A 25230-nucleotide genomic window follows, 5' to 3' on the forward strand; every position below is an offset into this window, starting at 1 on the left:
AGCTTGCGTGGTTACCCTGTGTGCGTTGAATGAGAGCCGTGACGGAAATTCCGTCGAGATACATGTGTTTCGTACTGTTTCTCGAGGCGGTCGCGCAAAATTGAAAACCCGCGCTGATATGCCGCTCAAACCCTTGAGACCGCAGCGTTGAGGCAATTCATCAAGACAGCATTTCACCCGAGCACGCCAGCCACCCTGGCAAGTCGGCAAGGCTGTTGATTTTGGGGATGCCGGGGTCGAATTCGGGCCGTTGTGAGGTGGTCACCCCGTTGCCTGTCAACACCAGCACCGGCTGGCACCCAGCGGCCTTGGCGGCTTGCATGTCGCTCCATGAGTCACCGACGAACACGGCTTGCTCCATGGGCACGCCCAGGTCCTGGCAAGCCGCGATGAGCATGCCCGGTTGTGGCTTGCGGCAAGCACATCGCTCGTCCGGGTGGTGCCGACAATCGTAGATGCGTGGGGCAGGTGCGCCCGTCGCCTGAACCAGTTCGCGCAAGCGCGCGTGCATGGCATCGAGCTCATGCTCCGGCACGAACCCTTTGGGCACGCCGGCCTGGTTGGTGGCGATGGCCACAGGGTAGCCCTCACGCGAGAGGCGAGCGATGGCTTCGATGGATCCGTCGATGGGTGTCCATTGCTCCAACGACCGGATGTAATTCGGGCTGTCGTGGTTGATGACGCCGTCACGGTCCAGGATGACGAGTGAGAACTTCATGGGGTCGGCACTTGTGCGGGCAGCTCGATTTGGGCTCGTCGGTAGTCATCCGGCACCCCGATGTCGATGAAGTAGCCATCCGAGCGGTGGGCGAAAGGTCGCAGATCAGGCAGGTGCTTGGCCACGAAATCCGTCTCGAATGAGAACGCCTCCGGCAGGTCAAAGGACGAGAACAGGTCCCGACGCAGCGCGTACACGCCGGCGTTGATCAAACCTGGCCCCGATCCACTCTTCTCGCCAAACACCACGATGCGCTGGTCCTGCACGACGCAGCGCCCGTAACGGGCGGCATCGTCCACCCACCGGGTGACCATGGCCACGGGCGCACCGGCTTGTTCAGCCTGGCTCAGGAACTCGCCGTAGGGCATGTCCAGCCAGGTGTCGCCGTTGATGACGAGCACCCATTCGGTCCGGGCCGCAGACAGCGCCTTGCGGATGCCACCGCCTGTTCCCAGGGGGGTGTCTTCTCGCACGCAGGTGATGTCCAGGCCAGCGAAGCCAGCGCCGTACCGCTCTTCGATCAGGTGCGCCATGTGCCCCACGGACAGGATCACGCGGGATGCCCCTTGCAGCGCCAGGCGTTGCAGCAGGTGGTCGAGGAAGGGGCGCCCCGCAACGGGCGCCATGGGCTTGGGAACGTCGGCTACCACTTCGCGCAGGCGGGTGCCAAAGCCCCCGGCCAGCACGATGACGTCGTGGGCCAATGCCTGCGACATGGTCATCACTCGGCCTTCGGGTGGACGATCGCTTCGACCAGGCCGCACAGGACGTGTCCAAGCAGGATGTGGGATTCCTGGATGCGTGGCGTGGAGGTGGAGGGCACACGCAGGCAGATGTCGACCGCGTCGCGCATCTTGCCGCCGGTGGCACCTGTCAGCGCCACGGTGCGGATGCCCATGCGGCGAGCCTCTTCGAAGGCCAGCAGCACATTGGGCGAATTGCCCGAGGTGGACATCCCCACGAGGACGTCGCCGGGCCGACCGCAGGCCTGAACCTGGCGGGAGAACAGGTGCTGGTAGCCGTAGTCGTTGCCGATGGCCGTCAGGATGGAGGTGTCCACCGTCAGGGCGAAAGCGCCGATGCCGGGGCGGTCGTAGTTGAAGCGGCTGACGAACTCGCCCGCCATGTGCTGGGCGTCGGCTGCGCTGCCGCCGTTGCCCATGAACATGACCTTGTTGCCCGCCTGGCATGCCTCGGCGCACCACACGGATGCTTGCTGGAGCAGCTCGATGAGCTGCTCATCGCGCACCACGGCTTGTTTGACTTCCAGCGATTCTTGCAGCCACGACTGCACCAAATTCTTCAACCCAGCGTCCACGATTGAGCCCCCACAGGAGTGAAATGAAAGTTCATGACCTGACCCTCGAACTGGGCCAGGCGTTGGATCAGTTGCATGCGGTGTTCAGGCGGCACGAAGAACATCATGAAACCACCACCGCCTGCGCCGGAGATCTTGCCCGACAGGGCGCCAGCAGCGAGGGCCGCGTCGTACACGCCATCGATCATCGCGTTGCTGATGCCTTGGGCCATCTGCTTTTTGGCCACCCACGAGCGGCCCAGGATTTGGGCGTAACCACTCAGGTCCCCGCGCAGGATGGCTTCCTTCATGGACACCGCGTCATGCTTGAGCGCGTGCATGGCTTCGATCGAACGCACGTCCGCGCGCTCCGTGTTGTCGATCTGCTTTTGAATGATGGCGGCCGATTCGCGAGACTGCCCCGTGTAGTACAGGACGGTGGAAGCTTCGAGCTCGTTGACCACCCATTCCTTGATGCGCAGCGGGTTCACCAGCACGCGGCCTTCGGCGCCGAATTCGATGAAGTTGAAGCCACCGAACGCCGCAGCGTACTGGTCCTGCTTGCCGCCAGACATCTTCAGGTCTTCGCGTTCGATCTCGAAAGCCAGCCGAGCGAGTTCGTACTCACCCAGGCCCAGGTTGAGCCATTCGGCATAAGCCTGCAAGATGGCCACCACCATGGTCGAAGAGGTGCCCAGGCCTGAGCCAGCAGGGGCGTCGGCGAAGGTGGTCAGGGTGCAGGACAAAGGCTTGCCGCCGTTGAACTGCCGAACCACCCTGCGATGGATGCCGCGGTGCAGGCGCAACGGGTCGGCGTCGGGCATGTCGGTCTCGGCGTCCAGCAAGACCTCTTCCAGGCGATCGGTGGCCCGAAAGCACACCTGTCCATCGTCGCGGGGTTCGATGATGGCTTGTGCGTAGAGGTCGATGGTGGCGTTGAGCACGCAGCCACCATGCACGTCGCTGTAGGGGCTGACGTCGGTGCCGCCGCCCGCCAGGCCGAGGCGCAAAGGTGCGCGAGCACGGAATACTTTGGGCATGCTGTTTTTCCTGTCAGTGATGTGTGGATGGGGCGGCTTCCACGTCGGGTTTGCCGTCCGATGGCTGCGTTGTGGAGCTGGCCTGAATCGTTTGTTCGAAGCCGGGGTAGAGCACTTCGTTGGCGTGACCGCTGAGGTGGTCGCCATCAAAGAACAAGGGGCGCCCATTGACCTGAACTTCGCAGGTGGTTGCAGGGCAAAGTGTGGGCAGGGGATCCCAGACGCGCACGCGCCCTGGTGCGCTCGTGCGCGCCAGCTCGTCCAGGGCCTGCATGACGGGCGATCTCAGGCGCTCCATGAAGGCGCGATCTGTGGTCATGCCTTGTGCGCAAATCGGATTGTGCTTGTTGAACCAGTCCGAGCAACGGAATGGCGGCGATGGGAACAAAGGTGTCGGGGCGGCGAAGACCACGTTGGCGCCCTTGGCCAGGATCTTCCGGATGGCCGTTTGGGCTTCATCCAGGGCGATGCGACGCTCGCTCGAGGCCTGTGGCCCGGAGATGAACGCTTCGATTTCGGCGGCCGGCTTGAGCCCGTTCTGATCACCCAGCTTGATGAGCCGCAATGAAGGCAGGAACACCAGGTCTCCCGGTTTCATTTCCTGGAGGGCTTCGTCCATGGCGAGCGCCTGAAATTCACGGCAGGCCTGGTTGAAGCTGCTTTGGGCCTTGATCAGGCTCAGCGTCGGGCACCCTTGGTAGAAGTACAGGGTGACCTGGATGCCGTGCTCCTTGGCCAGCCGGCTCAACATGGTTTCGTAGACGCGGGCATGGGAGTCCCCCAGCACAAACAGGCGCTGGCCGTTGTGCTGTGACGGGCAACCTTGCGCAAGAAAGTCTGTGCGCGAGCCGCTGAGTTTGCCGATGGAAGACCTGCTGACCCGGCAACCAGACACGTCATCGTTGTTGGCGTACCAGGCATCGGGGTACCAGTCTTTGGCGTCTCGCGTGACGCTGAGCGAGAGCAGCGGGTCCTGGATTTTGTAGACGCCTTTGGCGAACACGATGCCCAGCAGCACGACGATCAGACCCGCCACGATGATCTGGTACCTGGGCAGGCCAGGCAGGGCGGGGTGACGGCGCAGGGGGTTCTCGACGAATCGATAGGACAGCCAGCTCAGGCCGACGGTGGCACTCAACGCCAGGGCGCGTTGCACCGGTGTTTCCAGCCCGACGGTCCAGCGGAAGGCCACGTAGACAGGCCAATGCCACAGGTAGAGCGAGTACGAGAGCTTGCCAACGGTGACGAAGGCGCCGTGGCGAAGGATGTCCATCCAGGTCTGCGCCTTGCTCGCTGGCGAGACGATGGCATCGATGAGGAGCGCGGTGCCCCCGACCGTGAGCATGGCCCATGGGAAAGGGAAGTGGGCCTTGTCCGAGAGGACCAGACCCAGGGCCAGCAACAGCAAGGCCACGGTGGCCTGGAGCGCTGACCAACGAGGGTGGTTGCACAGGTGCAGCCCGTGTCGGTGTGCCTGGAACAGCAGGACACCGCAACCCAGCTCCCACCAGCGGCTGGCGATCGAGTAGTAGGCCTGTGCGGCACCGCTGCCGCTCACCCAGGCCGAGTAGGCCAGCGACAGCAGCGACATCGCCAGCACACAAAAAACCAGCGCCCTCTGACGGGTCTCGGGGCGTTGCAGGCGCAGGAAGACGCAGTACAGCGCCGGCAAGATCAGGTAGAACTGTTCTTCGACACCCAGCGACCAGGTGTGCGCCGCCGGGTTGAACTCGATGCGCTGTGAGAAGTACTCATCGCCCGACAGCATCAGCGCGTAGTTGCTCAGGCCCGCAAAGGCCCAGGTCAACGTGGATTGATTGCTGTTGCTGAGCCAGCTTTTGGGGATGATCATCCCGGCCATCAGCGCGGTGACGCCCAAACACACCACGAGGGCGGGCAGGATCCGGATGATGCGTCGCGCGTAGAAGGTCGACAGGAACCTCGATGGCTTGAGCGACTCGAGATCGGTCATGGACGCGCTGACCACGTACCCGGAGATCACGAAGAAGACATCCACGCCTGAGAACCCACCAGGCAACCAGCTGGGGTCCATGTGAAAGGCGAGGACGGCGACGACTGCCAGCGCCCTGAGCGCGTCAATCTGCGGGATGTGTGGTCGCTTCAGCTCGGACATGGACAGGCGTGATGGGCGGGTGAATGGGTGGCAAAACGTGAGGTGGCAGCGCGGGCTGCAAAGGTGTCAGCGCCGATGTCGAGCAACGATGTCCATGACACCACGGGCCATGGCCTCGACGGTGAAATGTTCGAGAAAGGTCGCGTGAGCCTTTTTCCCCATCTCTGCGCTGGCGTGCGCTGGCATCTCCAGCCAGCGTTTGAGCGTGCCGGTTGTGCCTGCCAGCGTGTCATCGCCCACGATGCCGCCGCCGCCCGCTTCGATTTCCCGCCAGATGTTGACCTTGTTGGAGATCAGCACAGGTTTGCCGCAACCCATGGCCTCGGCCACGGCGATGCCGAAATTCTCCTGATGCGAGGGCAGGGCGAAAGCGTCTGCTGCGTGGAATGCCCCCCACTTGTCGTCGCCCGAGAGCATGCCGAGCCACTGCACGCGCTCGGCCATGCCGCTGTCCTGGGCCATCTTGAGCAAAGGCTGGCACAGGCCCTCGTCGTCAGGACCGACCAGGACCAGGTCGACATCGGGGTGCTGCCGCGCCAGCCCAAGGAAGGCCTCCACGAGCAGGTCGGGGCCCTTTTTCTCGTGCATGCGCCCCAGGAACAGCACGATGCGCCGGTCTCTGTATTGCGGAAAGCGTGTCAGGAAGCGCTCGCGCAATGCCTCGCCGTCCTGAGGGGGCAGGCGGGTGCCGAAGGCGCTGACTTCCTGCGTGCAGCGGTACAACCAGAACGATTCATGCGAGAGGATGCGTTCTTCTTCACACGTGAAGATCACGGCAGCGGCGTCGCGCAGGACCCGGTACTCCGCCCAGGGCCAGTACAGCCATTTCTTGAGGTGCTTGAGCGGGTAGTGCCGCTTGAACCACGGGTCCAGCATGCCGTGGCTGAAGACGAAGTAGGGTGTCTTCGATCCGCGCAGGGCACGCCAGGTGCCAAAGCCGTTGTACTGCCACAGCCCGTCGACGATCACTGCGTCGTAGTGGGGGGCGTGCTCGCGCAGCCAAGGCACGAGCCTGGGCGAGTAGCGGTAGTGTCCTTTGGCGGGGCCCAGTGCATGCACGGGCAGGGGAAACGACGCCAGCCAATCGGAGCCTGCCTCGTCCAGGCACGCGACCTCGACGGTGTGACCCCAGGACCTGAGCATGGCCCCCATTTGTCTGACCCCTTCCACCGGCCCGCCGGTGCGGGGGTCGACGGACGGCAGGACATGCAGCAATTTCATGTTGACTTACTTCAGGGGGGCTTGGCCACCCACTCGGGGTTTGACGGGGCGGCAGGGCGAGCCAACGCAGAGCATGCGCGGTGGCATGTCGCCAAACACCGAGCTGCGCGCGCCGATGACTGCACCCTCTCCGATGGTCACGCCGGGGGCGATGAACACGTCCGCCGCGACCCAGGCTTGTGAGCCGATGGTGATGGGCCGACCCCGGATGGGGAAGTCGACCTGCTCGTGATCGTGGTCGCCCGCACACAGGTGACTGCGTTGCGAGACCACGGCGTGATCGCCGATGACGATGGGCCCGAGGCTGTAGAGGATGGCGTCGTCGCCGACCCAGGCCCGTTCACCGATGGTGACTTTCCAGGGGTAGGTGACGGTGACGGTGGGGCGGATCACCGTGTGTGGCCCCACCTTGGCGCCAAAGGCCCTGAGCAGCATCGCCCTGAAACCGTAGGCGAACTGCGGCGACCAGCGAAACAGCGTGGCTTGCACGAGCCACCACAGCTGCACGTACCAGCCAGGGCGGCCCCGAAACCCTGGCGGCAGCTTGAAGCGCGCCAGGTCCTGGACATCAAGGTTGTTCGAGCGCATGCAGGGCCTGGTTGAATCGTTCGAAGACGGCGGTCTCGCCGTAGCGTTGGCAAACCGCATGACGCAGGGCGGATAGCTCGGCGTGGCGGCGCGCGTAGAGCGCCGGTGCGCGCTGCATGGCGTGAACCAACTCGTTGACGGAGCCGTCGAAGGTTTCGATGTGGCCGGCCAGGTCGAGGTCGATCGCTGGCAATGGCGTGGTGATCAGCAGGGCGCCGCTGGCCAGCGCTTCGCAAACCTTGAAGGGGAACACGCCGTTGTCCATCTCGGTGATGGCGGCGTGTGGGTTGACGATGGCATCGCAACCCGACATCAAGCGGATGACATCTCGGTGTGCGACCGCGCCGTGGAACTCGATCGCATCCGGGTGACGCTCGGCGACCTCGCGAAGCCGATCGGTCAGGCTGCCGACACCGGTGACGACAAGCTTCCAGCGCTCAGGCATGCGGGGCACCAGCTCCAGCAGGGTCTGAGCGCCCTTGTCCACTTCCAGTCCACCGAAGTAGCCGAGTCGATGGGTGGCACTGGAGAACCGTTGTCGGTCTGGCAAGGTGGCGATGGCATCTTGCAGGACCGAGGGAAGCAAGAAACTTTGCCGCACGCGCGACGCGTACTGCTGCATGAGGTCCGCGTTGACGAACGTCACCATGTCTGCGCGAGGCAGCAGGCGCTGGAAGTACCACTGATCCAGGTGCGGCTTGGGATTGAGTCCGCGATGGCGAGCCAGTGGCAGGTCTTCGAGTTCCAGGATCAAGCGCGCGCCTGTGCGCGCCTGCAGCGCCATGCCCCAGCGTGCCTCGAAGGCGTAGGAGTTGTACAGCCAGATCAATTGCGGTTTGCGACGGGCGAGCTCGTCAATGAGCGAGCCCGCGTGCAGCACATTGAACAGCTTGCCGACCTTGCGATGCGGCAAACATGCCGGGCGCCACAGGGTCACCGCCGACTCGCCCACCACCGCCGCCTGGCCTTGCACTGGCTGAGCCAGTCGTTGCTCGGGGTGCCCGCTGTCGACGTAGTGCAGCTCGTAGCCCATGCGCTGCAGCAGCTTGGCCACCAACTCGATTTTTTTGGTGGCGCCGAGGTGCTCCGCCGGGAACCCAGGTGAGTAAGACGCCATCAGGACAGCCACTGGTTTCATGTGGTGACCTCTGCGGGTTGCGACTTGATCAGTGCGTGCACGGCTTGTTCGAACTTGCCCAGCACGGCCTCGTGCGACAGGTGCGCGAGTGCATGCTGGCGGCCCATGGCACCGAGGCGAGCTTGTTCCTGAGGAGAGCTGGCGAGCGCTCGGATGGCGGCAGTCAGCGCCGCTGCGTCACCCGGTTCGACGCGCACGCCGCATTCCGCCAGGACCTGGCCCAGCTGGGTCTCCAGCGTGGCCGTGCCGATCACGGGCTTGCCGCTGGCGAGCATGCCGGTGAGCTTCGATGGCATCACCAGGTCGGCTGCATCGGCCCTTTGGGGCAACACATGGATGTCAGCCATGTTGAGCAAGTCATTGAGCAACTCGAGCGGTTGCAAGGGCAGCCAACGCACGTTCTTCAGGTCGGCCGCGTGGGCCTTGAGCGTGGCTTCGGCGGCACCAGCGCCCACCATGACGAACTGGATCCGGGGCTCTGCCTGCAACGCCCTGGCCGCATCCAGGACCACTTCGATCCCCTGCTTTTGCCCCAGGTTGCCGGCGTACAGAACCACGGTGGCACCTTCAGGCAGTCCTGCCAGTTGTCGGCAGGGGTTGAGCGAGCGCGGGGTGTGCAAAGGGTGGATGGTCGAGACGTCCACCCAGTTGGGGAACTCGACGATCCGACGTGGATCGACGCCTTTTTGCGCCAGGCGTTCCACCATCTTTTGGGAGATGCTGGAGACGCGGTCAAAGCGGCGCATCAACCAGGACTCGATCCCCAGGGCCAGGCTTTGCAGTGTTTTGCCCCGCCCACCCAGTCCCATGGCGTGCATGGCGTCCACCTCGAAGTCCTGGACGTGCAGCCACACGGGGGTCCTGGTCAGCTTGCCCACCAGCCATGCGCCCGGGGCACAAGCCAGCGTGGGCACGACCAGCATGATCACCGATGGCCGTTGCCGCAGGCTCTGCCAAAGCAACGCCGGGAAGCTGGTGATGGCAAAACTGATCAGGTGCAGCATGCGCGTCTTGCCCGAGACCTTGTGCGGCACCCAAAGCGGGCAGCGCAGCACGCGCAGCTTGTCCTGCGACAGCGCCTGGTCCGTGCTGTAGCGCCATCCCACATAGCCCTCGCGGATGGCCCATTCCGGGTAGTAAGGCGGTGCCGTGACGACTTGAACCTGGTGTCCACGAAGGGCCAGCCAGCGCGCCATCTCACCCGAGTACTTGCCGATGCCCGTGAGCTCAGGCTCGTAGTTCAGGCCGTACAACAGGACCGAGAAGGCGGGCTGCTCTGTCTCTGTGCCAGGGGGGCTCACGCGAGCGCCAGCAACCGATGCGCGATGGCGGTCGTCGGGCGATGGGGGGTGTGATGCGCGGATCATGACGAGGAAATCACCGTGTTCGACGACCCGTTGGCATGTTCATGCCGCAAATCGCTGGCTGGTGTTTTGGCGGGCTTGAGTGTTGCGGAGACGCGCAGGTAGATCAGCAGGGCAAAGCAGACCCAGAACGCTTTCTGGAACGTTTCCACGATGAGCAGGCTGTGCGCGATGGAGAAAATCAGCAGCACGCCGGTGAGCAGCCCCAACACCTTTTGCAGGAAGTTGCCGTCCTGCCTGGCGCTGCGCATCACCCATTCGGCGAAGAAGCCCAACAAGAGCATGATGAGGGGCACACCCGTCCAACCCACGTCAAGGGCCAGGTCGCGCAACAGGGTCGGCCAGACGTTGTCGCCATAGCCCATGACGCGCAGGTAGCGGGTCGCTTCCATGCGGATGTCCTGGATGGTCATCTGATCTCGCACCTTGCCCATGCGCCGCATGGCGAAGGTCGCAGGCCCGGTGAAGTTGTACTGTCCCCAATACGGGCCGGGGAACTGCCCGTTGGGCATGTCGTAGTAGTAGACCAAGGTGGTCAAGGGCACCGTGACGTAACTGAAGCTCAGCAGCGCGTACTGCAGTTCTTCGGTGTTGCCGATCAGCTCCTCGACGAGAGGGGTCGGCGATGCCCGGTGGTATTGGTAGAGCGACACCATGGGTGGCGTCTCGCCACCACGGTCCTTGATGAAGGCCGTGGCGAAAAACCAGACCAAGGCCGCCGCACCGAAAATCAGCAAGGTGTAGACCGCGCCCTTGGCCCGACCCAGGCTTCGATCGATGAAGCGAAAGATGGAGCGCTGCGGGTCCATCATCGCGCCCATCACCGCGCCCAGCACAAGCAGGATGATGCCCAAACGCCCGCCCTGAATCATCAGCGCGTTGAACGCCACCATCAGGATGGACAGCAGCGCACCTGCGATCAGCACGCGGAACTGCCATCGCTTGAGGTTGAGCTTGGTTGCCACGCCTGCGGTGATCAGGCAAACGTAGACGGTCGAGGCCGATGCAAGGAACTCAAAGGACGCCAGCGGCCCGCCTCGCAAGATCATGGCGTTGGCGACCTTTTCGACGCGGATGGTTTCCAGCCCCTCGCCGCTCAGGCGTTGCCACAACCCCACCTTGCTGGTTGCCAGGCCGTCGTAGATGGCCGAGAAGGTGCCGAACAGGCCGATCAGGCCAATCGCAACCAACATCGGCAAAGTGATCTTCAACTCATCTGCGGCAGCGTCCTTGGGACGACTGGCGCGGGGCACCAGCAGCACCCCGATCAGGAAGGCGGTGTGGCAAAGCAGGATGTAGAGGATGTGCCGCGCCTCGACGTGCTCGCGGTTGATGAAGATCGGCAGCGCGTACGCGATGCTCTGGATCACCCAGGTGCCCGTCAACAGCACGACCGGATCGGTGTACCAGACCACGTTCTGGCGGCTCAGCTTCAGCATGCCGCGGCGGATCAACACCAGCGACAACAGCAGCGCCGCCAGCACATACCCCATTTCATTCATAAGCATGTCCTCGCGTGTGGCTCACCGTGTGCGCGCCCATTGTTTGCTGCCCTGGTCGAACCGGATGGCATTGTCGTAGCCCAGCGCCCTGATGGCAAAGGGGGGCAGGCTGGCCAGGACCTTGTCCGCCAGGATGAGGGCGCGGTCCGACAGCGACAGCGGACCATCGCAAACCTGCGTCAGCTCCGCGAAGTAGCGGTCCTTGGCCTCTGACAGCTGACCGGGTTGGATGCTGAAGGCGGCCAGCGCACTGTTGACCGCCAGCAGCTGGTTCTGGCGCGACATGCACACCCAGAGGTAATAGTCGCCCACCAGCTTGAGCTGCCGCAGGCGTGGCACGTCCACGCTGGACCAAAGGCTGCTGCGCCAGAAGGTCGATTCTTGCTGGATGTAGGGCAAACGTGGGCCGTAGGCGCCGCGCTGGATCAGCCCCGACCAGTAACGCCGGGTGCGTTCGACCTGGAACACCTGGCCCCGCTCATTGCGCAACACGGAAAGCCCGGTGAGCCAGTTCACCTCCGGGTCTTCCAGGGATTCAGCGACGACATCGAATGCCCACGGGAAGTACATGTCCCCGGCGTTGATGTAGGACTGCACTTCGCCGGTTGAGCGCTCGAACCCTTTGGCCACGGCGTCGTACATGCCCCGATCACGTTCGCTGATCCAGGTGATGCGCGGGTCGTTCAGCGAGGCCAGGTACTCTGGTGTGCCGTCTTGGGAGCCGCCGTCCACGATGATGTATTGCAGCTCGGCTCGGCCTTCGAGGAAGGCACTCTGGTTCAGGACCGATGCGATCGTCTCCGGCAGGAAGGCCCGCGCGTTGTAGCAAGGCGTGACGACCGTGAACTTACGCGGGCGCATGCGCTTCTCCTGTCGCGTGCGAGATGGGGCCTTGCGATGCTTGCCTGAGCACCTCGACCACTCGCCCGATGCGACGGCCGTCATAGCAAGCACGCGCCGCATCGCGCTGTTCCTTCTGGCCTGCGGCACCAGCCTGGCGTTGCACGATCAGATCGGCGAACACGGCGGGGTCGTCCGAGATGCCAAAGCATTGCTGCCCCGCTTCGGCCAGACCGGTCATCGCGATGGGGGTTGCCACCAGCCCGGCCGGTGTGAAGAGCATCTCGATGCACTTGGTGTAGACGCCACTGCCGGCAAAAACCGGGTTGATGAGGACGCGAGCGCTGCGCAAGATGGGCTCGGCTTCTGGCGGGTTCTCGATCAAGGCGACCCCCGCTCTTTCAGCCGCTGCACGCACCTCCGGGGACGGACGCGACCCAGCGATGAAGGCCTTGAGGTCGGGCAAGCGCTGGCGCAGTTGAGGCACAACTTTGTCGAGGAACCACACGATGCCTTCGACGTTGTTGGGCTGGTAGAGGTTGCCCAGGTAACCCACGTGATAGCCCGGTGACCAATCGGCTTCCTGGCTGACACGCTGTGCCCAGTTCTGCTCGACCACCAGGGGCAACCATTCACCGTGGCGGTGGCCGCGCGCGTGCCAATGCTTGGCGTCATCCGGCGAGCAATCGAAATACCAGGCGGAGCTTGAAAAAATCGACTCTTCGAGCTCGTCGATGCCCTGGACGTTGAGCCAGGTGTTGACCCGCTCTTTGATGCCCTTGGCCCGCTCGTGGATGAAGCGTGCGTAGCGGGACTCGATGTTGTGGGACCGGTAGACGATGCGCAGCTCGAAGGCCTTGGCGATCTGCTGCGCAGCCGAGTAGGCAAAAGGGCCTTCCAGCAACAAGGCTTGGGGGTCAAAGCCCTTCAGGTCAGCCTGGACCTGGGCCCAGTCTGCCGTTGTCAGCAGGCGGCGGCGAGCATAGCCGGGCAGGCCGAGGGTGAGGTGCGAGTTGGCGAACTTGCCTTTTTCGTCGAGCACCGTGAGCGAATGCAGCACCTGCCGCATGGGCGAGTCGGCCGCCGGCACCTCTTCGCCCAGCGCTGCGTTGCGCCAGCAAACGAGGTGGATCAGCACCCCTTGCGCGGCCAGGGCCTGCAGGCGGCGCCAGACATCGAGGCGACCGCCGTGGTTCATCGGGTAAGGCAGCTCGTGGTAGACCACCACGAGGCGCAGCGGGGTGGATGCGGCACTCATGCGCTCAGCTCGCTTTCTGCATGGCTTGCATCACCACCTCGGACTCGGCCCGTGCCGCAGCGTCCATGCGCTTGGCCAGGGTGGGGGTCCAGGTGTGGTGCAGCATCGTGAAGGTCCAGCCATCCTGCTCGGCTTGCGACAGCAGGTACTCCAGCACGTCGCCGTGTACAGACTGCACGTACTTCTCGGGGTTTTCTCGCGGCACGAAGTGGTCGAAGAACGCAGGGTGTGCGGCCTGCAGCGTGGGCATCAGCTCGGTGTAGCTCTGCTTTTGCGAGTTGGACCAGAACAGCTGGTCTTTCGGCGCGCGGCCGTCAAAGCCCCACAGGCCCACGTGCTTGCTCAGGTTGCAGCCCAGCGGCAGCAAGAGCTTGTTGAGCACATTGCCCAGCGGGGGCAGCGAAAAGTTGACCGCGAGGTCGTCGTGCACGCGCGTCTGCGTGCCGTTGGGGATGGGCACCAGGCGGTTCGCGTAGGCGCTGAACTCGCGCCTGACGATGAAGTCGAAGTAGTCTGGGTAGACAAACAGCACGTCGGGCGACTCGCCCAGGCGCGCATGCAGGTCTTTGCGAAAGGCCCGGGCGAATTCGGTGAAGCCGAAGTGGTAGATGGCGTCCCCGGCCGCGACGATGTGCGGCTGGATGTGGTGCCACAACTCGGCGTCTCGCACGATGGTGTTGCAGACCACGCGAGCGCCGTCCTGCCAGTCGCGCCCACGTGCCCGCTCCAGCGAGGGGCCGGTGCCGAACACGGTGCAGCGCTCGAAGCCTTGGGCCTTGATGGCCTGGATGTGTTGCAGCAACCGCGCCTGCGCGACGTCCTGGTCCTGGATGCCATGGACGTAGGTGCCTGCTTCGCACCAGCTCCAGCCGTCCATCGGGTTGCGGACGTGGTCCACGTTGAAGATGCCGCCGTGCAAGCGTGCCCAACCTGGCAGGTCATCGAGGGTGGTGCCAAAGAGCAGAACTGGAGCCGGCGACAGCAAGGTGCCCAGGCCGAAGTGGCGCGTGACACGGATGTCGGCGCGGGCCTGCGGAAAGAAGTACGCCGCGCGAGCCGTCACTTCCTTGATCTCGTCAGGGGTGGCATGGGGTGCGACGATGCTGACGCGAGAGCTGCGCTGCGAGCCTGCGAAGGCATGCACCAGGGCCGAGAAGGTGCCCTTGATGGCTGCTTTGAGGGATGAGGTGAACTTAGCCATGGAACCAGTGGATGGCGAGGGCGGACATGCCGGTCAGCAGGACCAGGGGCCCGAGCGACGTGCCCTTCTGAAAGGACAGGGCGCCGAAGTCGAACGCCCTTGACGAATGCCAGATGGCGTAAGTGCTGTAGAAGGCCAGGTTGACCACCAGCATGGCCAGCGGCAGGCCGATGGCGCCTTGCCAGCGATAGAAAGCGAAAGCCAGGACGATCAACAGCACACCGGTGACGCCGTTGGCGATGTGCCAGACGATGTGGTTGGTCAGGCTGTAGAGTTGGATGTGCATGGCACCCACGCGCTCCACCAGGAACGCGAACGACATCAGGCACCAGAAGGATTCGGAAACGAAGCTCACTTGGCTTCCCGTGAACTGCAGTGCCCATGGCAAGCCCCACATCACGGCGATGGCGCCAGCAACGTAAACCCACAGCGACAGGGCCATGCCGCGTTGAGCCAATTGAAGCTGCTCCTGTCGCTGGCCGCGGGCGTGCATCTCGGCCAGGGTTGGCAGCTTGCTGTAGAAAGGCGCCGAGCTGAACTGGGTGACCACCGTCATGATGCGCAATGCGAGCAAGTAAGCCGCCACCTCTCCTGCAGGCGCCACTTGGCTGTACAGCACACCACTGAGTTGCACCACGCCATTGCTCATCAACATGCCGACGCCGCTGCGCCAGGCCGCTGGCCACAGCGTTTTCATGATGGCGGGCTCGGGCTTGTGAGGGGCAAGCCGCAGCTCCGGGTGGGTCGCGTAGAGCAGGCGCCGAAGGCGCAGGGCATTGAAAACCAACCAGGCCTGGTTGCTGACGACCAGGGCCAGCAGCCCGCCATCAAGCACGAGCACCAGGAACGAGCAAGAAATCTGGCCCATGGCGGTCAGGATTTCCCAACGACGCATCACCGCAATCTGGTTCAGCCCCTGCAGGGCCGAGCCGAATACCTGCCCCCATACAGCGCCCAGGGATGTTGTGGCAACCAGGGCCCACGCCAGCCATGCATCGCGGGGGTCTGCCAGGGCCGAGGCCGGTTTGAGCAGCACGAGGGTGCCACCGATGCAAAGCAGTCCAGTGGCAACGAGGCCGCAGCGAAGGTAGAGCCAGTGGAGCGTTCCGTACACCACACCAAGCGTCTGGGTGTTGGTCGTCGTTTGGGCACGAGCCTTGACCGTTTTCATCTGGCGCAAGTCCTCCACGCTGGCGCCGCCGTTGGCGTAGGAAAGCAAGCGAGAGAACGTGGGCGCCAGGCCGAAATCAAGCAGCAACAGCAGGGTGGCCAGTGTGGCGAACAACTGCCAGATGACGATTTCTTCCGGGGAGAACTTCACCAGCACCAGCGGCAGCACCAGCACGACGGACAACAACCGAGTGCCCAGGCTGCCCCAGGTGGTGAAGGTGGGAGAGTGCCAAAGGCGCAGGAGCAAGGGCTTCATGACATCAGACTCAGGCGTGACCTGCTGGGGTCACACCGGGTCGTGCAGGCGACCACTGATGCCACCAGACAGGTCCAGGCAGGCGCCGGTCATGAAGGGGCTGCGGTCCGAACACACGAAGGCTGCCAGCTCGGCGACCTCTTCGGGTGTGCCGATGCGACCGATGGGGTGGTGAGCTTCAAGCTGTGCAAACGCTTGCGGTTGGCCGTCAAAGCCGGCCTTGAGCATCGGGGTGCCGATGGCAGCCGGACAGATGGCGTTGACGCGAACCTGTCCGCCCAGGTCAACCGCCATGGCGCGCACCATGCCCGACAGCGCCGATTTGCTGGTGGCATATGCCACGAAGCCGGGCTTGGTCAGGCGCTCATGGATGCTGGAGATGGCCAGCACGCTGCCATGACGCGCCTTCAATTCCGGCAGGAAGGCCTGTGTCAGCCAGAAGGGCGCCATCAGGTTGACGTTGAGGGTGGTCTGCCAGTCTTCGGGCGAAAGCTCGTCCGTTGGCTTGACCACCTGGAAGGCTGCGTTGTGCACGATGGCCGAGAGCTCGCCGCCCGTTTCGGCACGCAGCGCGGCGATCAGCGCGGCACCACCAGGCGTGTCAGGGCTGGAGAGGTCAGCGAGGCTGCCCACCACGTGAGAGGCGCGGTCCAGCGCCACGCGGTCGGTGGAGACCACCCGCCAGCCCTGGGCTTCGAACACAGCGACGAGCGCGCGCCCGATGCCGCCAGCGGCACCGGTGATCAGCGCGACGCGCTCGCCATGCGTGCTCATGCCTTGGCCACCCCCAGGAAACCGAACAGCGTGTCGATCGCGTGCAGGCTGCAGCGGATGACGCCGTCAACGGTGTTCGAGCCGTTGTGCGAGCCGAAGATGGTGTTGGGCATGCTGCGCAGCGGCGAGTCCATCGGCAGCGGCTCGACTTCGAACACATCGAGACCGACCGAGTGCACGACACCGTCCTGCATCGCCTGGATCAGCGCGGGCTCATCGATCAGCGGGCCGCGGGCCACGTTGACGATGCGCACGCCCTGCTTGACCTGCTTGAGCACGTCGGCGTTGAGCATGTGGTGGCTGCTGGGCGTGAGCGCGCAGGTGAAGGCGATGAAATCGGCCTCACCGATGCGCTGTGGCCAGGGGGCCATCTCGACGCCTGCCGGCGGCGTTTCCTTGTAGAAGGGGTCGTAGGCGACGATCTTCATGTCGCTGGCCAGCGCGCGGCGGGCCAGGTTGCGACCGATGTCGCCCATGCCCACCAGGCCCAGGGTGCGACCCGACAGCGACAGGCCACGGGGCTTGGGCCACTCACCGTTGCGCACACCGCGGTCGATCTGGAAGGTCTCGCGCGCCAGCGCCGAGATGTAGGACATGCCCACATCGGCCACCTCGCCGCCGAACATGTTCGGGCAGTTGATGATGGGGAGCCCCAAGTCCTTGCAGGCGGCGAAGTCGACGTTGTCGACGCCGATGCCCCACTTGACGGCGGCCTTCAAGTTGCCGGCCTTGCCAGCGGTGAACACCTCGCGGTTGGCGGGGTCGTCACCGATGATCCAGCCGTCGTGCTGGGGCACGAGCTGCTTGAGTTCTTCGACGCTCAGGGTCTGGACCACGTTGGGCGTGGTCAGCTCGACGCCGGCCTTGGCGAAGATCGGACGGAACTCGTCGATCATGCGCAGCATCGGGGGGCAGGTCACGAGGACTTTCATGGCTCAGGCTCCCTTGCTTGCGTTGCGCGCGACGTACATGGACATGGCTTCGGCCATCTCCCAGCTCTCGGCGTCGTCGATGTCGATGGATTCGGTCTTGCGCTGCTCCAGCATGCGGGCCTTCAGGCCAATGCGGGCGTTGGCGGCGGCAAAGCTCTGGCCGGTGAAGACGAAGAGGTTGGAGTTCTCTTCGAACCAGGGCTCGAGGTCCTGCGTGCGGATCAGGTTCTTGGGGTCGTGGTTCACCGCGCTCATGTCGGCGCGGTAGAAGCGTGTCTGGTGCTTGTTGACGGTGAACACCGAGTCGTGCGCGCCGCTGGCCATGCCTTCCTTTTGCAGGGCAATCGCCTGACGGATGGTGTCGGCCGTCATCAGCGGGTTGGTGGTGTGCGTCATCAGGTAGATGTCGGCGGGGACGTTGGCCACGTCATCACCCAGCACCAGGTTCATGCTGACGAAGTCACCGCAGATTTCGGGCTTGCGGTCGCGGATGAGCACGCGCTCGCGGTCGACCAGGCCGTTCTCGGCAAGGATGTGACGAGCATCGGTGTTGATGACGACGAGGTCGATCTCTTCAACGCTCAACAGCGTGTCGAGCACCCACTGGAACAGCGGCTTGCCATTGAAGAGGCGGAAGTTCTTGCCCTTGACGCGCTCGCTGTTGGCCTTCATAGGCAGCAGCGCGACGATGCGGGGTTTTTGGGAAGTCATGACAGCAATGCCTTGAGAAAAAACTCAACGGGGATAGAAATAGCTTTCCTTGTGCTCACGCGACATGCGGCGATGGAAATGGTTGCCGCGATAGGAGCCGGTGAACTGCATGAAGCGGTAGGTCAGGATGGCCTTGAAGTGCTGGCGCATGCAGCGTTGCTGCAGGGCCGCGCCCAGGTCCAGGAAGACGGCGCTGAAGAAGTAGCGCGAGACGTCGGCCCAGCTCAGGTGCACCTCCGGCATGATGTATTGCAGGGCGATGGCTTCGCGCTCGAAACGGCGGCGCACCTGCGTCCAGCTCTCGCTGTGCAGGTGGTAGACCGCAGCGGGCGCCACGTAGGCGATCTTGTGCCCGCAGGCCACCAGGCGCTTGGCCAGGTGCATGTCCTCCAGGCCGGTGAGCTCCTCGTCGAAGGGGTGGTCGACCCAGACGGACTTGAGCATCGCGGCGTTCGCGTTGTTGCAGTAAAAGCCCTTCTGCGGGATCTTGGAGACAGCAGGGAAGTACTTGCCGAAGATCTGGCACTCGCTGAAGTGGCTGTCTTCGTTGCCCACCTGGCCACCGTAGGTGTAGGCGATGTCGTCCTTGCCGAGCGGCGCCACGAGATCGGCGATCCAGCGCGGGCCGGTGGGGATGCAGTGGCCGCTGACGAACACCAGCGCATCGCCGGTCGCGGCTGCGCACCCGATGTTCAGCGACCGACCAAAGGAAAACTCTTCCTTCTTGATCGGCACGACCCGGGTCGGGAACTCATTGGCGATCTTGACCGTGTTGTCGGTGGAGCCGGAGTCCACGATCACGGTCTCGATCTCGATGCCATCGCGGTGCTGGTTCTGGATGCCTTCGAGCAGGGCACGCAGGTGCTTTTGCTCGTTGTACGTGCGGATGACGATGCTGACCTTCATGACAGGGGGATCACTGCTTGACCAGGTCGGCCTCGTTGCCCAGCAGCATGGCGCGGGTCTTGGCGGGTGAGGCCGCGATCAGGTCGGCGATGAAGCGGTCCTGCAGCTTGTACGCTTGTTCTTTGTCGGTGTCGATGGTCGACACACGCACCAGCAGGCCATCAGGCGTGTAGCCCTTGATCAGGCCGTTCTTGACGCGGGCCACGTTCTGCTCGAACCAGCCGCGAACCAGGTAGTCGCCCGAGCGGATCCAGTAGGTGATCGGCTCGTTGCGGGGGCCGAGCTTGGCCACCAGGCGCATGTTGGGGATGTCGAGCTTGCCGCCCTCGACCAAGGTGCTGCCCTTGGCGGGCGTGTCGATGACAAAACCCTGCCCCACGTAGCAAACCTCGGGCTTGTGCACCTGCATGGCGCGACTTTGGTCCGCACCGTAAGCCAGCGACAGCATCACGCGTTCGCCCTTGTCGTTGACGTAGGTGCGCGAGAGGTTGTCGGTGTAGTAGCGCGCCAAGGAGGCCAGCACCTCGGGGTTGACGATCTGCTGAACGGCCGCAGGCTCCAGGTACCAGGCACCGAAGGACTTGGGCACCAGCTCCTCGAGTGAGGTTTCAGGCTTTTGCCCGGGTGCGTAGAGCTGCTTGGGCGTCAGGGCGATGGCGGTGGCGGCAGCCGCCACCATCACACCGGTCAGAACGAAGGCACGGATCCTCATGGGGCTCAACCTTGTTTGCTCAGGAAGTCCTGGTAGGCCAGGGCGATGCCGTCTTTCAGCGTGGTGCTGGCTCGCCAGCCCAGGCCGCTCAGGCGCGAAACGTCCATCAGCTTGCGGGGTGTGCCGTCAGGCTTGCTGGTGTCAAAGGTCAGGTCGCCAGCAAAGCCGACCACCTCGATCACGGTTTGTGCCAGCTCGCGGATGGTCACGTCGGTGCCGGTGCCGATGTTCACGAGCGGGCCGTCGTAGCCCTTTTCCATCAGGTGCACGCAGGCGTCGGCGAGGTCGTCTGCGTAGAGGAACTCGCGCATGGGCGTGCCAGTGCCCCAGACCACGAGTTCGCGGTCACCACGTTGCTTGGCTTCGTGGGCCTTGCGGATCAGGGCGGGCAGCACATGGCTGTTGTTGAGGTCGTAGTTGTCGTTGATGCCGTACAGGTTGGTGGGCATCACCGAGATGTACTGGCGACCGAACTGGTGGTTGTAGGCCTCGCAGAGCTTGATGCCAGCGATCTTGGCGATGGCATAGGGCTCGTTGGTGGGCTCCAGGGGGCCGGTCAGCAGGCAGTCTTCCTTCAGGGGCTGTGGGGCCAGCTTGGGGTAGATGCAGCTCGAGCCCAGGAACATCAGGGCTTGCGTGCCGGCCAGGTGAGCGCCATGGATCAGGTTGGCTTCGATGACCAGGTTCTGGTACAGGAAATCGGCGCGGTAGGTGTTGTTGGCGTGGATGCCGCCCACCTTGGCCGCTGCGATGAACAGGTAGTCGAACTTCTGCTCGGCCAGGAAGGCGTGCACGGCCGCCTGGTTCAGCAGGTCGAGTTCGCTGCGGCTGCGGGTGACCACCTGGGAGTAGCCGGCGGCTTGCAGGCGGCGCACGATGGCGCTGCCCACCATGCCGCGGTGGCCCGCGACGAAGATCTTGGCGTTCTTGTCCATGGCGCGCGGGCTCACTCGTGGTAGTCGTAGGCCTGGTAGCCGGCCGACTTGACCAGGCTGTCGCGCTTGGCCGAGGTGTAGTCGCTTTCGACCATTTCCTTGACCAGCTCGGGCAGGGAAATCTTGGGCGTCCAGCCCAGCTTTTCACGGGCCTTGGTCGGATCGCCCAGCAGGGTCTCGACTTCGGTCGGACGGTAGTAGCGCGGGTCGACGCGCACGATCACGTCACCGACCTTGCACTTGGCCAGCATCTCGCCATTGACCGGCTCGACCTTGGTCACGCGGCCGACTTCCTGTTCGGCTTCGCCTTCGAACGCGACGGTCACGCCCAGTTCCTTGGCCGCGAACTCGACGAATTGGCGCACGCTGAACTGCACGCCAGTGGCGATGACGAAGTCTTCGGCCTTGTCCTGCTGCAGCATCAGCCACTGCATTTCGACGTAGTCCTTGGCATGACCCCAGTCACGCAGGGCGCTCATGTTGCCCAGGTACAGGCAGTCCTGCAGACCCAGTGCAATGCGGGCGATCGCGCGGGTGATCTTGCGGGTCACGAAGGTCTCGCCACGCAGCGGGCTTTCGTGGTTGAACAGCACGCCGTTGCAGGCGTACATGCCATAAGCCTCGCGGTAGTTCACCGTGATCCAGTAGGCGTACATCTTGGCCACGGCGTACGGGCTGCGCGGGTAGAAGGGGGTGGTCTCCTTCTGGGGGATCTCTTGCACCAGGCCGTACAGCTCGGAGGTGGAAGCCTGGTAGAAGCGGGTCTTCTTTTCCAGGCCCAGGATGCGGATGGCTTCGAGCAGGCGCAGGGCGCCGATGCCGTCGCAGTTGGCCGTGTACTCGGGCTCTTCGAACGAGACGGCCACGTGCGATTGGGCCGCCAGGTTGTAGATCTCGTCAGGCTGCACCTTCTGAACGATGCGCACCAGCGAGGTGGAGTCGGTCAGGTCGCCGTAGTGCAGCACGAAGTTGCGGTTGTCGACGTGCGGGTCCTGGTAGAGGTGGTCGATGCGGTCGGTGTTGAACAGCGAGGAGCGGCGCTTGATGCCGTGCACCTCGTAGCCCTTCTTGAGCAGGAACTCGGCAAGGTAGGCGCCGTCCTGGCCGGTCACCCCTGTGATCAATGCGACTTTTTTACTCATGATGCTGCTGCTGGAAGGAATGGATCAAAACTCGTTGACGGCGACGCCAACAATGCTCACGGAAGATTTTTTGACCGACGTGATGAGCTTTTTCATGTCGTCGGTGCGGCTGGTGTCGCGACGGGCCACCACCACGGCGGCACCGCACGCGGCGGCGATCACGCGGGCGTCGGAGCCGGCCGAGGCGGCAGGGGTGTCCACGATCACGTAGTCGAATTTGTTGAGAAGCTCTTTCATGAAGAGCCCGAAAGCCGGGCGTTGGACCAGCTCGAGCGGGTTCGGCGGGGTCACGCCAACGGGCAACAGGAACAGGCTGGGCAGGTCGGGCACCGGGCGGATGACGTTGCTGGCCGATCGTCCCGAGAGGATGCCGCTGAGGCCGACCTTGCTCTTGATGTTGAAAAGCTCGTGCAGGCGAGGCGAGCGCATGTCGGCGTCGACCAGCAGCGTGCGTCCACCCAGCTGACTGAACGCCACCGCCAGGTTGGCCGCCAGGTAGGACTTTCCGTCGCCTGTGGCCGCGCTGATGATGGCTGCCGCCTTTTTCTTGCCTTCGCCAGAGAAAACGGTGGAGATGAGCTGGCTGCGCAGGTCGCGGAAGGCTTCGGCCGACTCGCTGAATGGGTGGGACGCGGCCACCAGTTCTTCGCTGATCTTCTGCTCAGCCGTGGATGGTGAATACGGATAATGAAACTGTTGCGACAGGGCCCACAGCACGTCTTCGCGCTTGACGAGGCCCAGGGCCACAGCGGCTTCGCCGAACTTGACGCCGTGTTCGCGCTGGTAGACGAGGACTTCCTCGACCTGCTCGGGGCTCAGGTTGTTGGCATCACGGATGATGTCGCCGATGGACTTCTCGGCAGGGCGTTGGGGTGCTGCGCCCGGATTGGGGGTCGGAATCATGTCGTGAACGGCCTTTAGCTGCGGGGGGCGGTCAGTTCGGGCAGGGTGCGCGATTCGGTGTCGGTGGCGGTCTTCTTGCGCCACGGCAGGGCCCGGGGTTCAGGCTTGTTGCGCGTGGGGATCGAGCCCAGCACCGGCAGCTCCAGCAGCTCCGTGACGTCAAAGTCGGTGCGCAGGCGGCGATCGCGGATTTCCAGCAACAGGCCCACGATCACGGACAGCATGCCGCCAGCCAACACGGCCAGGACCATGTTGATCATGATGCGAGGCGAGGAGGGCTCGGAGGGCGGCATGGCCTGCTTGATGACCGAGACGTTCGTCTGGTTGCTCTGGCCCTCAATGGCCACTTGGCTCAAACGTGCGTTGATGGTCTCGTAAGAACGCTGGGCGCTTTCGACATCGCGCAGCAGCACCGATGCCTCGTCGCGTTGCTCTTTGAGCTTGAGGATCTTTTCGCGCTGTTGCTCCAGGGCCTCGCGGATCTGGGCTTCACGCTGTTGGCTCACAGCGCTGTTGATGGCCACGCTGGTGTTCACGCGGCTGGCTTCGGCGGCGATGCGGTCGCGCAATTCGTTGATGCTCGCCTGTGCTTCGATGACCTGGGGGTGAGCCGATCCGAGGCGAGAGTTCAGCTCCTTCAGGCGTGCCTCCTGCCGGGACATCTCGGCTTTGAGCGTCGAGACCACGGGGTTGTTGAGCACTTCCTGGCTGCTGCTGCTGGCCTTTGCCTTGCGGCTGCTGGCTTCGGCGCTCATGGTCTGCACTGCAACGAGTTGTGAAGACAGCTCATTGAGGCGGGCGTTTTCGACGTCCAGGCGCTCGTCGGTTGCGATGAGGCCCTTTTCCTTTTGATAAGCGGACAAGCGGCCTTGGGCTGCCTCCAGGCGCTCACGCGCCAACTTGGCTTGAGATTCGAACAGCGCGCCAAACTGGCGAGCCGGCTCGATGCGCAACTCCAGCGTGGTGTTGATGTAGCTCTGCACGAAAGCGTTCGCGATCGCTGCCGCAAAGGCGGGATCTGCGGCTTCGTAGGAGAACGAAATCACGCTGGACTCGCGAGACGGGCGCACTTCCAGACCGGCCTGGAGCAAACCAGCCAACCAGGCCTCGAAGGAGCCGACCCCTGAGGTCTTCTCTTGCCACTGAGCGCGCATTTCCGTGCTCTCGGTCAGGCGCAGGGCGCGCACCGCACCTCGCGCCACCCGTTCGCTCTGGATCAGGTCCATCTGGGTGGCCATGTAGCCGGGGGTCAACATCGCAGGCAGCACCATGCCGGCGATCGGGTCGGGTGACTTGACGTCAACGAGCACCGAGGCCGAAGCCGTGTACTTCTTGGGCAGCAGCAGGACGCCGGCCAGGACGGTGAGGACCACCGCCAGGAAGACGGCCAGCATGATGCGCCAGCGGGCTTTGAAGATGATCAGGAGCTGACTAGGTGACATGTTCTGTCAATCGTTGGGTGTACAACCTCACGCCTTTTGGGCGGTGAGCTGGGCTTCTTCTTCCTTGTTGCCAGGGATGAAGCGGCCGATCAGGGTGTCCGTGGCCACGGTCAACATCGTCGCGATCATGAAAAGCATGATCCCGGCGAACCCGTGGACAAAACCCTGGCCAGCCTCGTCGCCGAAATAGTAAGTGACCAGCACCAGGGTGATGACGCGGATCACGTTGGAGGCAAAGGAAATCGGCAGGATCAGCAGCGCAATCAAGATGTTTCGCTTCGGGTTGGTGTAGCCCATCATGCTCATGTAGAACACGCCGATGGCTTCCAGGGCGAAGATCGAGTTCAGGCCGGCGCAGGCATCGGCGACCAGGAGTTGGTACTGTCCGATGCTCAGGGTTACGCCCGTGCGGCCCATGGGGTAGCCGGCGGCGTGCAGGGCGGCCTCGGCCACAACAGAGACGCCCATTTTCAGGGGCGCGGTCACCACCATGACCAGGATCTGGGGCAGGGGGATCAGGAAAATGAGGAAGAAAATGGGAAAGGCCATGATCTTGACCCCGCGCCAACCCTTGAGGCTGAGCAAGATGGCGATCACCAGGGGGATCTGGGAGGAGGCCTCAAATTCCGGAAAGTCCTGTGAGCGGCCGATGACGTAAAAAAACACCGCCACGAGCATGAACAGGCTGGCCGGAATGAATTTGTTTTGATCCGGGGCCGCCATGAGGTCTGGCCAACGCTTCCAGACCAGCCAGATGGTCAGGGCCAGCATGACGGGGCCGTGCCCCTGACCTTCCTGCGACCAGACTTGGGCGTCCAGTTTCATGTACGTCGGGACGTACATCGCCAGCAGGCCGATGGCCAGGGCGATCAGCTCCATGAGCGGGATGGCGTTGCCTGCTGGCGCGCTGGCGGGCTGCGCGGGGGCTTGGAGCGAAGACGAAGACGTACTCATGGGTGCACGGGTCGATCGACAGGAGGCTCGCCTGCTCACCCTGTTCTGCCAAACCGACGAGGGGTCGGGTTGAGGCGGTTGGGCGGTCAGGC

General features: G+C 63.8%; 24 protein-coding genes. All 24 read right to left on the reverse strand.

Annotated elements, in window-relative coordinates:
* Positions 1-160: 160 nt before the first annotated feature.
* Positions 161-718 carry a D-glycero-beta-D-manno-heptose 1,7-bisphosphate 7-phosphatase gene (gene gmhB / locus ABG80_RS04015; RefSeq protein WP_058086488.1) on the reverse strand — a complete coding sequence of 186 codons (558 nt, stop codon included), beginning with the start codon at positions 716-718 and terminating at the stop codon, positions 161-163.
* On the reverse strand, positions 715-1440 hold the full coding sequence (locus ABG80_RS04020; protein WP_058086489.1) for a nucleotidyltransferase family protein: 726 nt from the start codon (positions 1438-1440) through the stop codon (positions 715-717). The genes gmhB and ABG80_RS04020 overlap by 4 nt, the downstream gene beginning before the upstream one ends.
* Positions 1440-2024 (reverse strand): D-sedoheptulose-7-phosphate isomerase, encoded by a 585-nt coding sequence (locus ABG80_RS04025; protein ID WP_058086538.1) that lies wholly within the window; start codon positions 2022-2024, stop codon positions 1440-1442. The genes ABG80_RS04020 and ABG80_RS04025 overlap by 1 nt, the downstream gene beginning before the upstream one ends.
* The gene (locus ABG80_RS04030) at positions 2021-3055 is read right to left on the reverse strand and encodes a GHMP family kinase ATP-binding protein (RefSeq protein ID WP_058086490.1); all 1035 of its coding nucleotides are present in this window, start codon (positions 3053-3055) and stop codon (positions 2021-2023) included. The genes ABG80_RS04025 and ABG80_RS04030 overlap by 4 nt, the downstream gene beginning before the upstream one ends.
* 13 nt (positions 3056-3068) lie before the next feature.
* The gene (locus ABG80_RS04035; protein ID WP_058086491.1) at positions 3069-5189 is read right to left on the reverse strand and encodes an acyltransferase family protein; all 2121 of its coding nucleotides are present in this window, start codon (positions 5187-5189) and stop codon (positions 3069-3071) included.
* Positions 5190-5255: 66 nt separating this feature from the next.
* Complete coding sequence (locus ABG80_RS04040) at positions 5256-6410, reverse strand: glycosyltransferase (protein ID WP_058086492.1); 1155 nt, start codon at positions 6408-6410, stop codon at positions 5256-5258.
* Positions 6411-6416: 6 nt separating this feature from the next.
* Positions 6417-6998: a putative colanic acid biosynthesis acetyltransferase gene (locus tag ABG80_RS04045; RefSeq protein ID WP_058086493.1), complete on the reverse strand. Its 582-nt coding sequence runs from the start codon at positions 6996-6998 to the stop codon at positions 6417-6419.
* Entirely contained in the window at positions 6979-8136 is a 1158-nt protein-coding gene (locus tag ABG80_RS04050; RefSeq protein ID WP_058086494.1) for a glycosyltransferase family 4 protein, read from the reverse strand. Before ABG80_RS04050 ends, ABG80_RS04045 begins: the two co-directional genes overlap by 20 nt.
* The gene (locus ABG80_RS04055) at positions 8133-9437 is read right to left on the reverse strand and encodes a glycosyltransferase WbuB (RefSeq protein WP_058086539.1); all 1305 of its coding nucleotides are present in this window, start codon (positions 9435-9437) and stop codon (positions 8133-8135) included. The genes ABG80_RS04050 and ABG80_RS04055 overlap by 4 nt, the downstream gene beginning before the upstream one ends.
* Before the next feature lie 62 nt (positions 9438-9499).
* The gene (locus ABG80_RS04060) at positions 9500-11008 is read right to left on the reverse strand and encodes an O-antigen polymerase (protein ID WP_152987447.1); all 1509 of its coding nucleotides are present in this window, start codon (positions 11006-11008) and stop codon (positions 9500-9502) included.
* Between the two features lie 15 nt (positions 11009-11023).
* Positions 11024-11863 carry a glycosyltransferase gene (locus ABG80_RS04065; RefSeq protein WP_058086496.1) on the reverse strand — a complete coding sequence of 280 codons (840 nt, stop codon included), beginning with the start codon at positions 11861-11863 and terminating at the stop codon, positions 11024-11026.
* Entirely contained in the window at positions 11850-13100 is a 1251-nt protein-coding gene (locus ABG80_RS21850) for a glycosyltransferase (RefSeq protein WP_058086497.1), read from the reverse strand. The genes ABG80_RS04065 and ABG80_RS21850 overlap by 14 nt, the downstream gene beginning before the upstream one ends.
* 4 nt (positions 13101-13104) lie before the next feature.
* Positions 13105-14301, reverse strand: a complete 1197-nt coding sequence (locus ABG80_RS04075) for a hypothetical protein (RefSeq protein ID WP_058086498.1) — start codon at positions 14299-14301, stop codon at positions 13105-13107.
* Positions 14294-15727, reverse strand: coding sequence for a hypothetical protein (locus ABG80_RS04080; RefSeq protein WP_058086499.1), 1434 nt, complete (start codon positions 15725-15727; stop codon positions 14294-14296). Before ABG80_RS04080 ends, ABG80_RS04075 begins: the two co-directional genes overlap by 8 nt.
* 30 nt (positions 15728-15757) lie before the next feature.
* The gene (locus ABG80_RS04085) at positions 15758-16501 is read right to left on the reverse strand and encodes an SDR family NAD(P)-dependent oxidoreductase (protein ID WP_058086500.1); all 744 of its coding nucleotides are present in this window, start codon (positions 16499-16501) and stop codon (positions 15758-15760) included.
* On the reverse strand, positions 16498-17433 hold the full coding sequence (locus tag ABG80_RS04090; RefSeq protein ID WP_058086501.1) for a phosphoglycerate dehydrogenase: 936 nt from the start codon (positions 17431-17433) through the stop codon (positions 16498-16500). Before ABG80_RS04090 ends, ABG80_RS04085 begins: the two co-directional genes overlap by 4 nt.
* Positions 17434-17436: 3 nt before the next feature.
* Positions 17437-18144, reverse strand: coding sequence for an acylneuraminate cytidylyltransferase family protein (locus tag ABG80_RS04095; RefSeq protein WP_200964250.1), 708 nt, complete (start codon positions 18142-18144; stop codon positions 17437-17439).
* 24 nt (positions 18145-18168) lie between these two features.
* Positions 18169-19050 carry a glycosyltransferase family 2 protein gene (locus ABG80_RS04100; protein ID WP_083505795.1) on the reverse strand — a complete coding sequence of 294 codons (882 nt, stop codon included), beginning with the start codon at positions 19048-19050 and terminating at the stop codon, positions 18169-18171.
* Positions 19051-19060: 10 nt separating this feature from the next.
* Positions 19061-19762: an exosortase-associated protein EpsI, B-type gene (gene epsI / locus ABG80_RS04105; protein WP_058086503.1), complete on the reverse strand. Its 702-nt coding sequence runs from the start codon at positions 19760-19762 to the stop codon at positions 19061-19063.
* A 5-nt stretch (positions 19763-19767) separates the two neighbouring features.
* On the reverse strand, positions 19768-20697 hold the full coding sequence (gene fcl / locus ABG80_RS04110; protein ID WP_058086540.1) for a GDP-L-fucose synthase: 930 nt from the start codon (positions 20695-20697) through the stop codon (positions 19768-19770).
* A gap of 11 nt (positions 20698-20708) precedes the next feature.
* Entirely contained in the window at positions 20709-21839 is a 1131-nt protein-coding gene (gmd, locus tag ABG80_RS04115) for a GDP-mannose 4,6-dehydratase (RefSeq protein WP_058086504.1), read from the reverse strand.
* 24 nt (positions 21840-21863) lie between these two features.
* The gene (locus tag ABG80_RS04120) at positions 21864-22742 is read right to left on the reverse strand and encodes a polysaccharide biosynthesis tyrosine autokinase (protein WP_058086505.1); all 879 of its coding nucleotides are present in this window, start codon (positions 22740-22742) and stop codon (positions 21864-21866) included.
* A gap of 14 nt (positions 22743-22756) precedes the next feature.
* Positions 22757-24184 carry a chain length determinant protein EpsF gene (gene epsF / locus ABG80_RS04125; RefSeq protein ID WP_058086506.1) on the reverse strand — a complete coding sequence of 476 codons (1428 nt, stop codon included), beginning with the start codon at positions 24182-24184 and terminating at the stop codon, positions 22757-22759.
* A 27-nt stretch (positions 24185-24211) separates the two neighbouring features.
* Positions 24212-25138 carry an exosortase B gene (gene xrtB, locus ABG80_RS04130; protein WP_058086507.1) on the reverse strand — a complete coding sequence of 309 codons (927 nt, stop codon included), beginning with the start codon at positions 25136-25138 and terminating at the stop codon, positions 24212-24214.
* Between the last annotated feature and the right edge of the window lie 92 nt (positions 25139-25230).

The sequence above is a fragment of the Aquabacterium parvum genome (assembly GCF_001447195.1).
GTDB lineage: Bacteria > Pseudomonadota > Gammaproteobacteria > Burkholderiales > Burkholderiaceae_C > Aquabacterium > Aquabacterium parvum.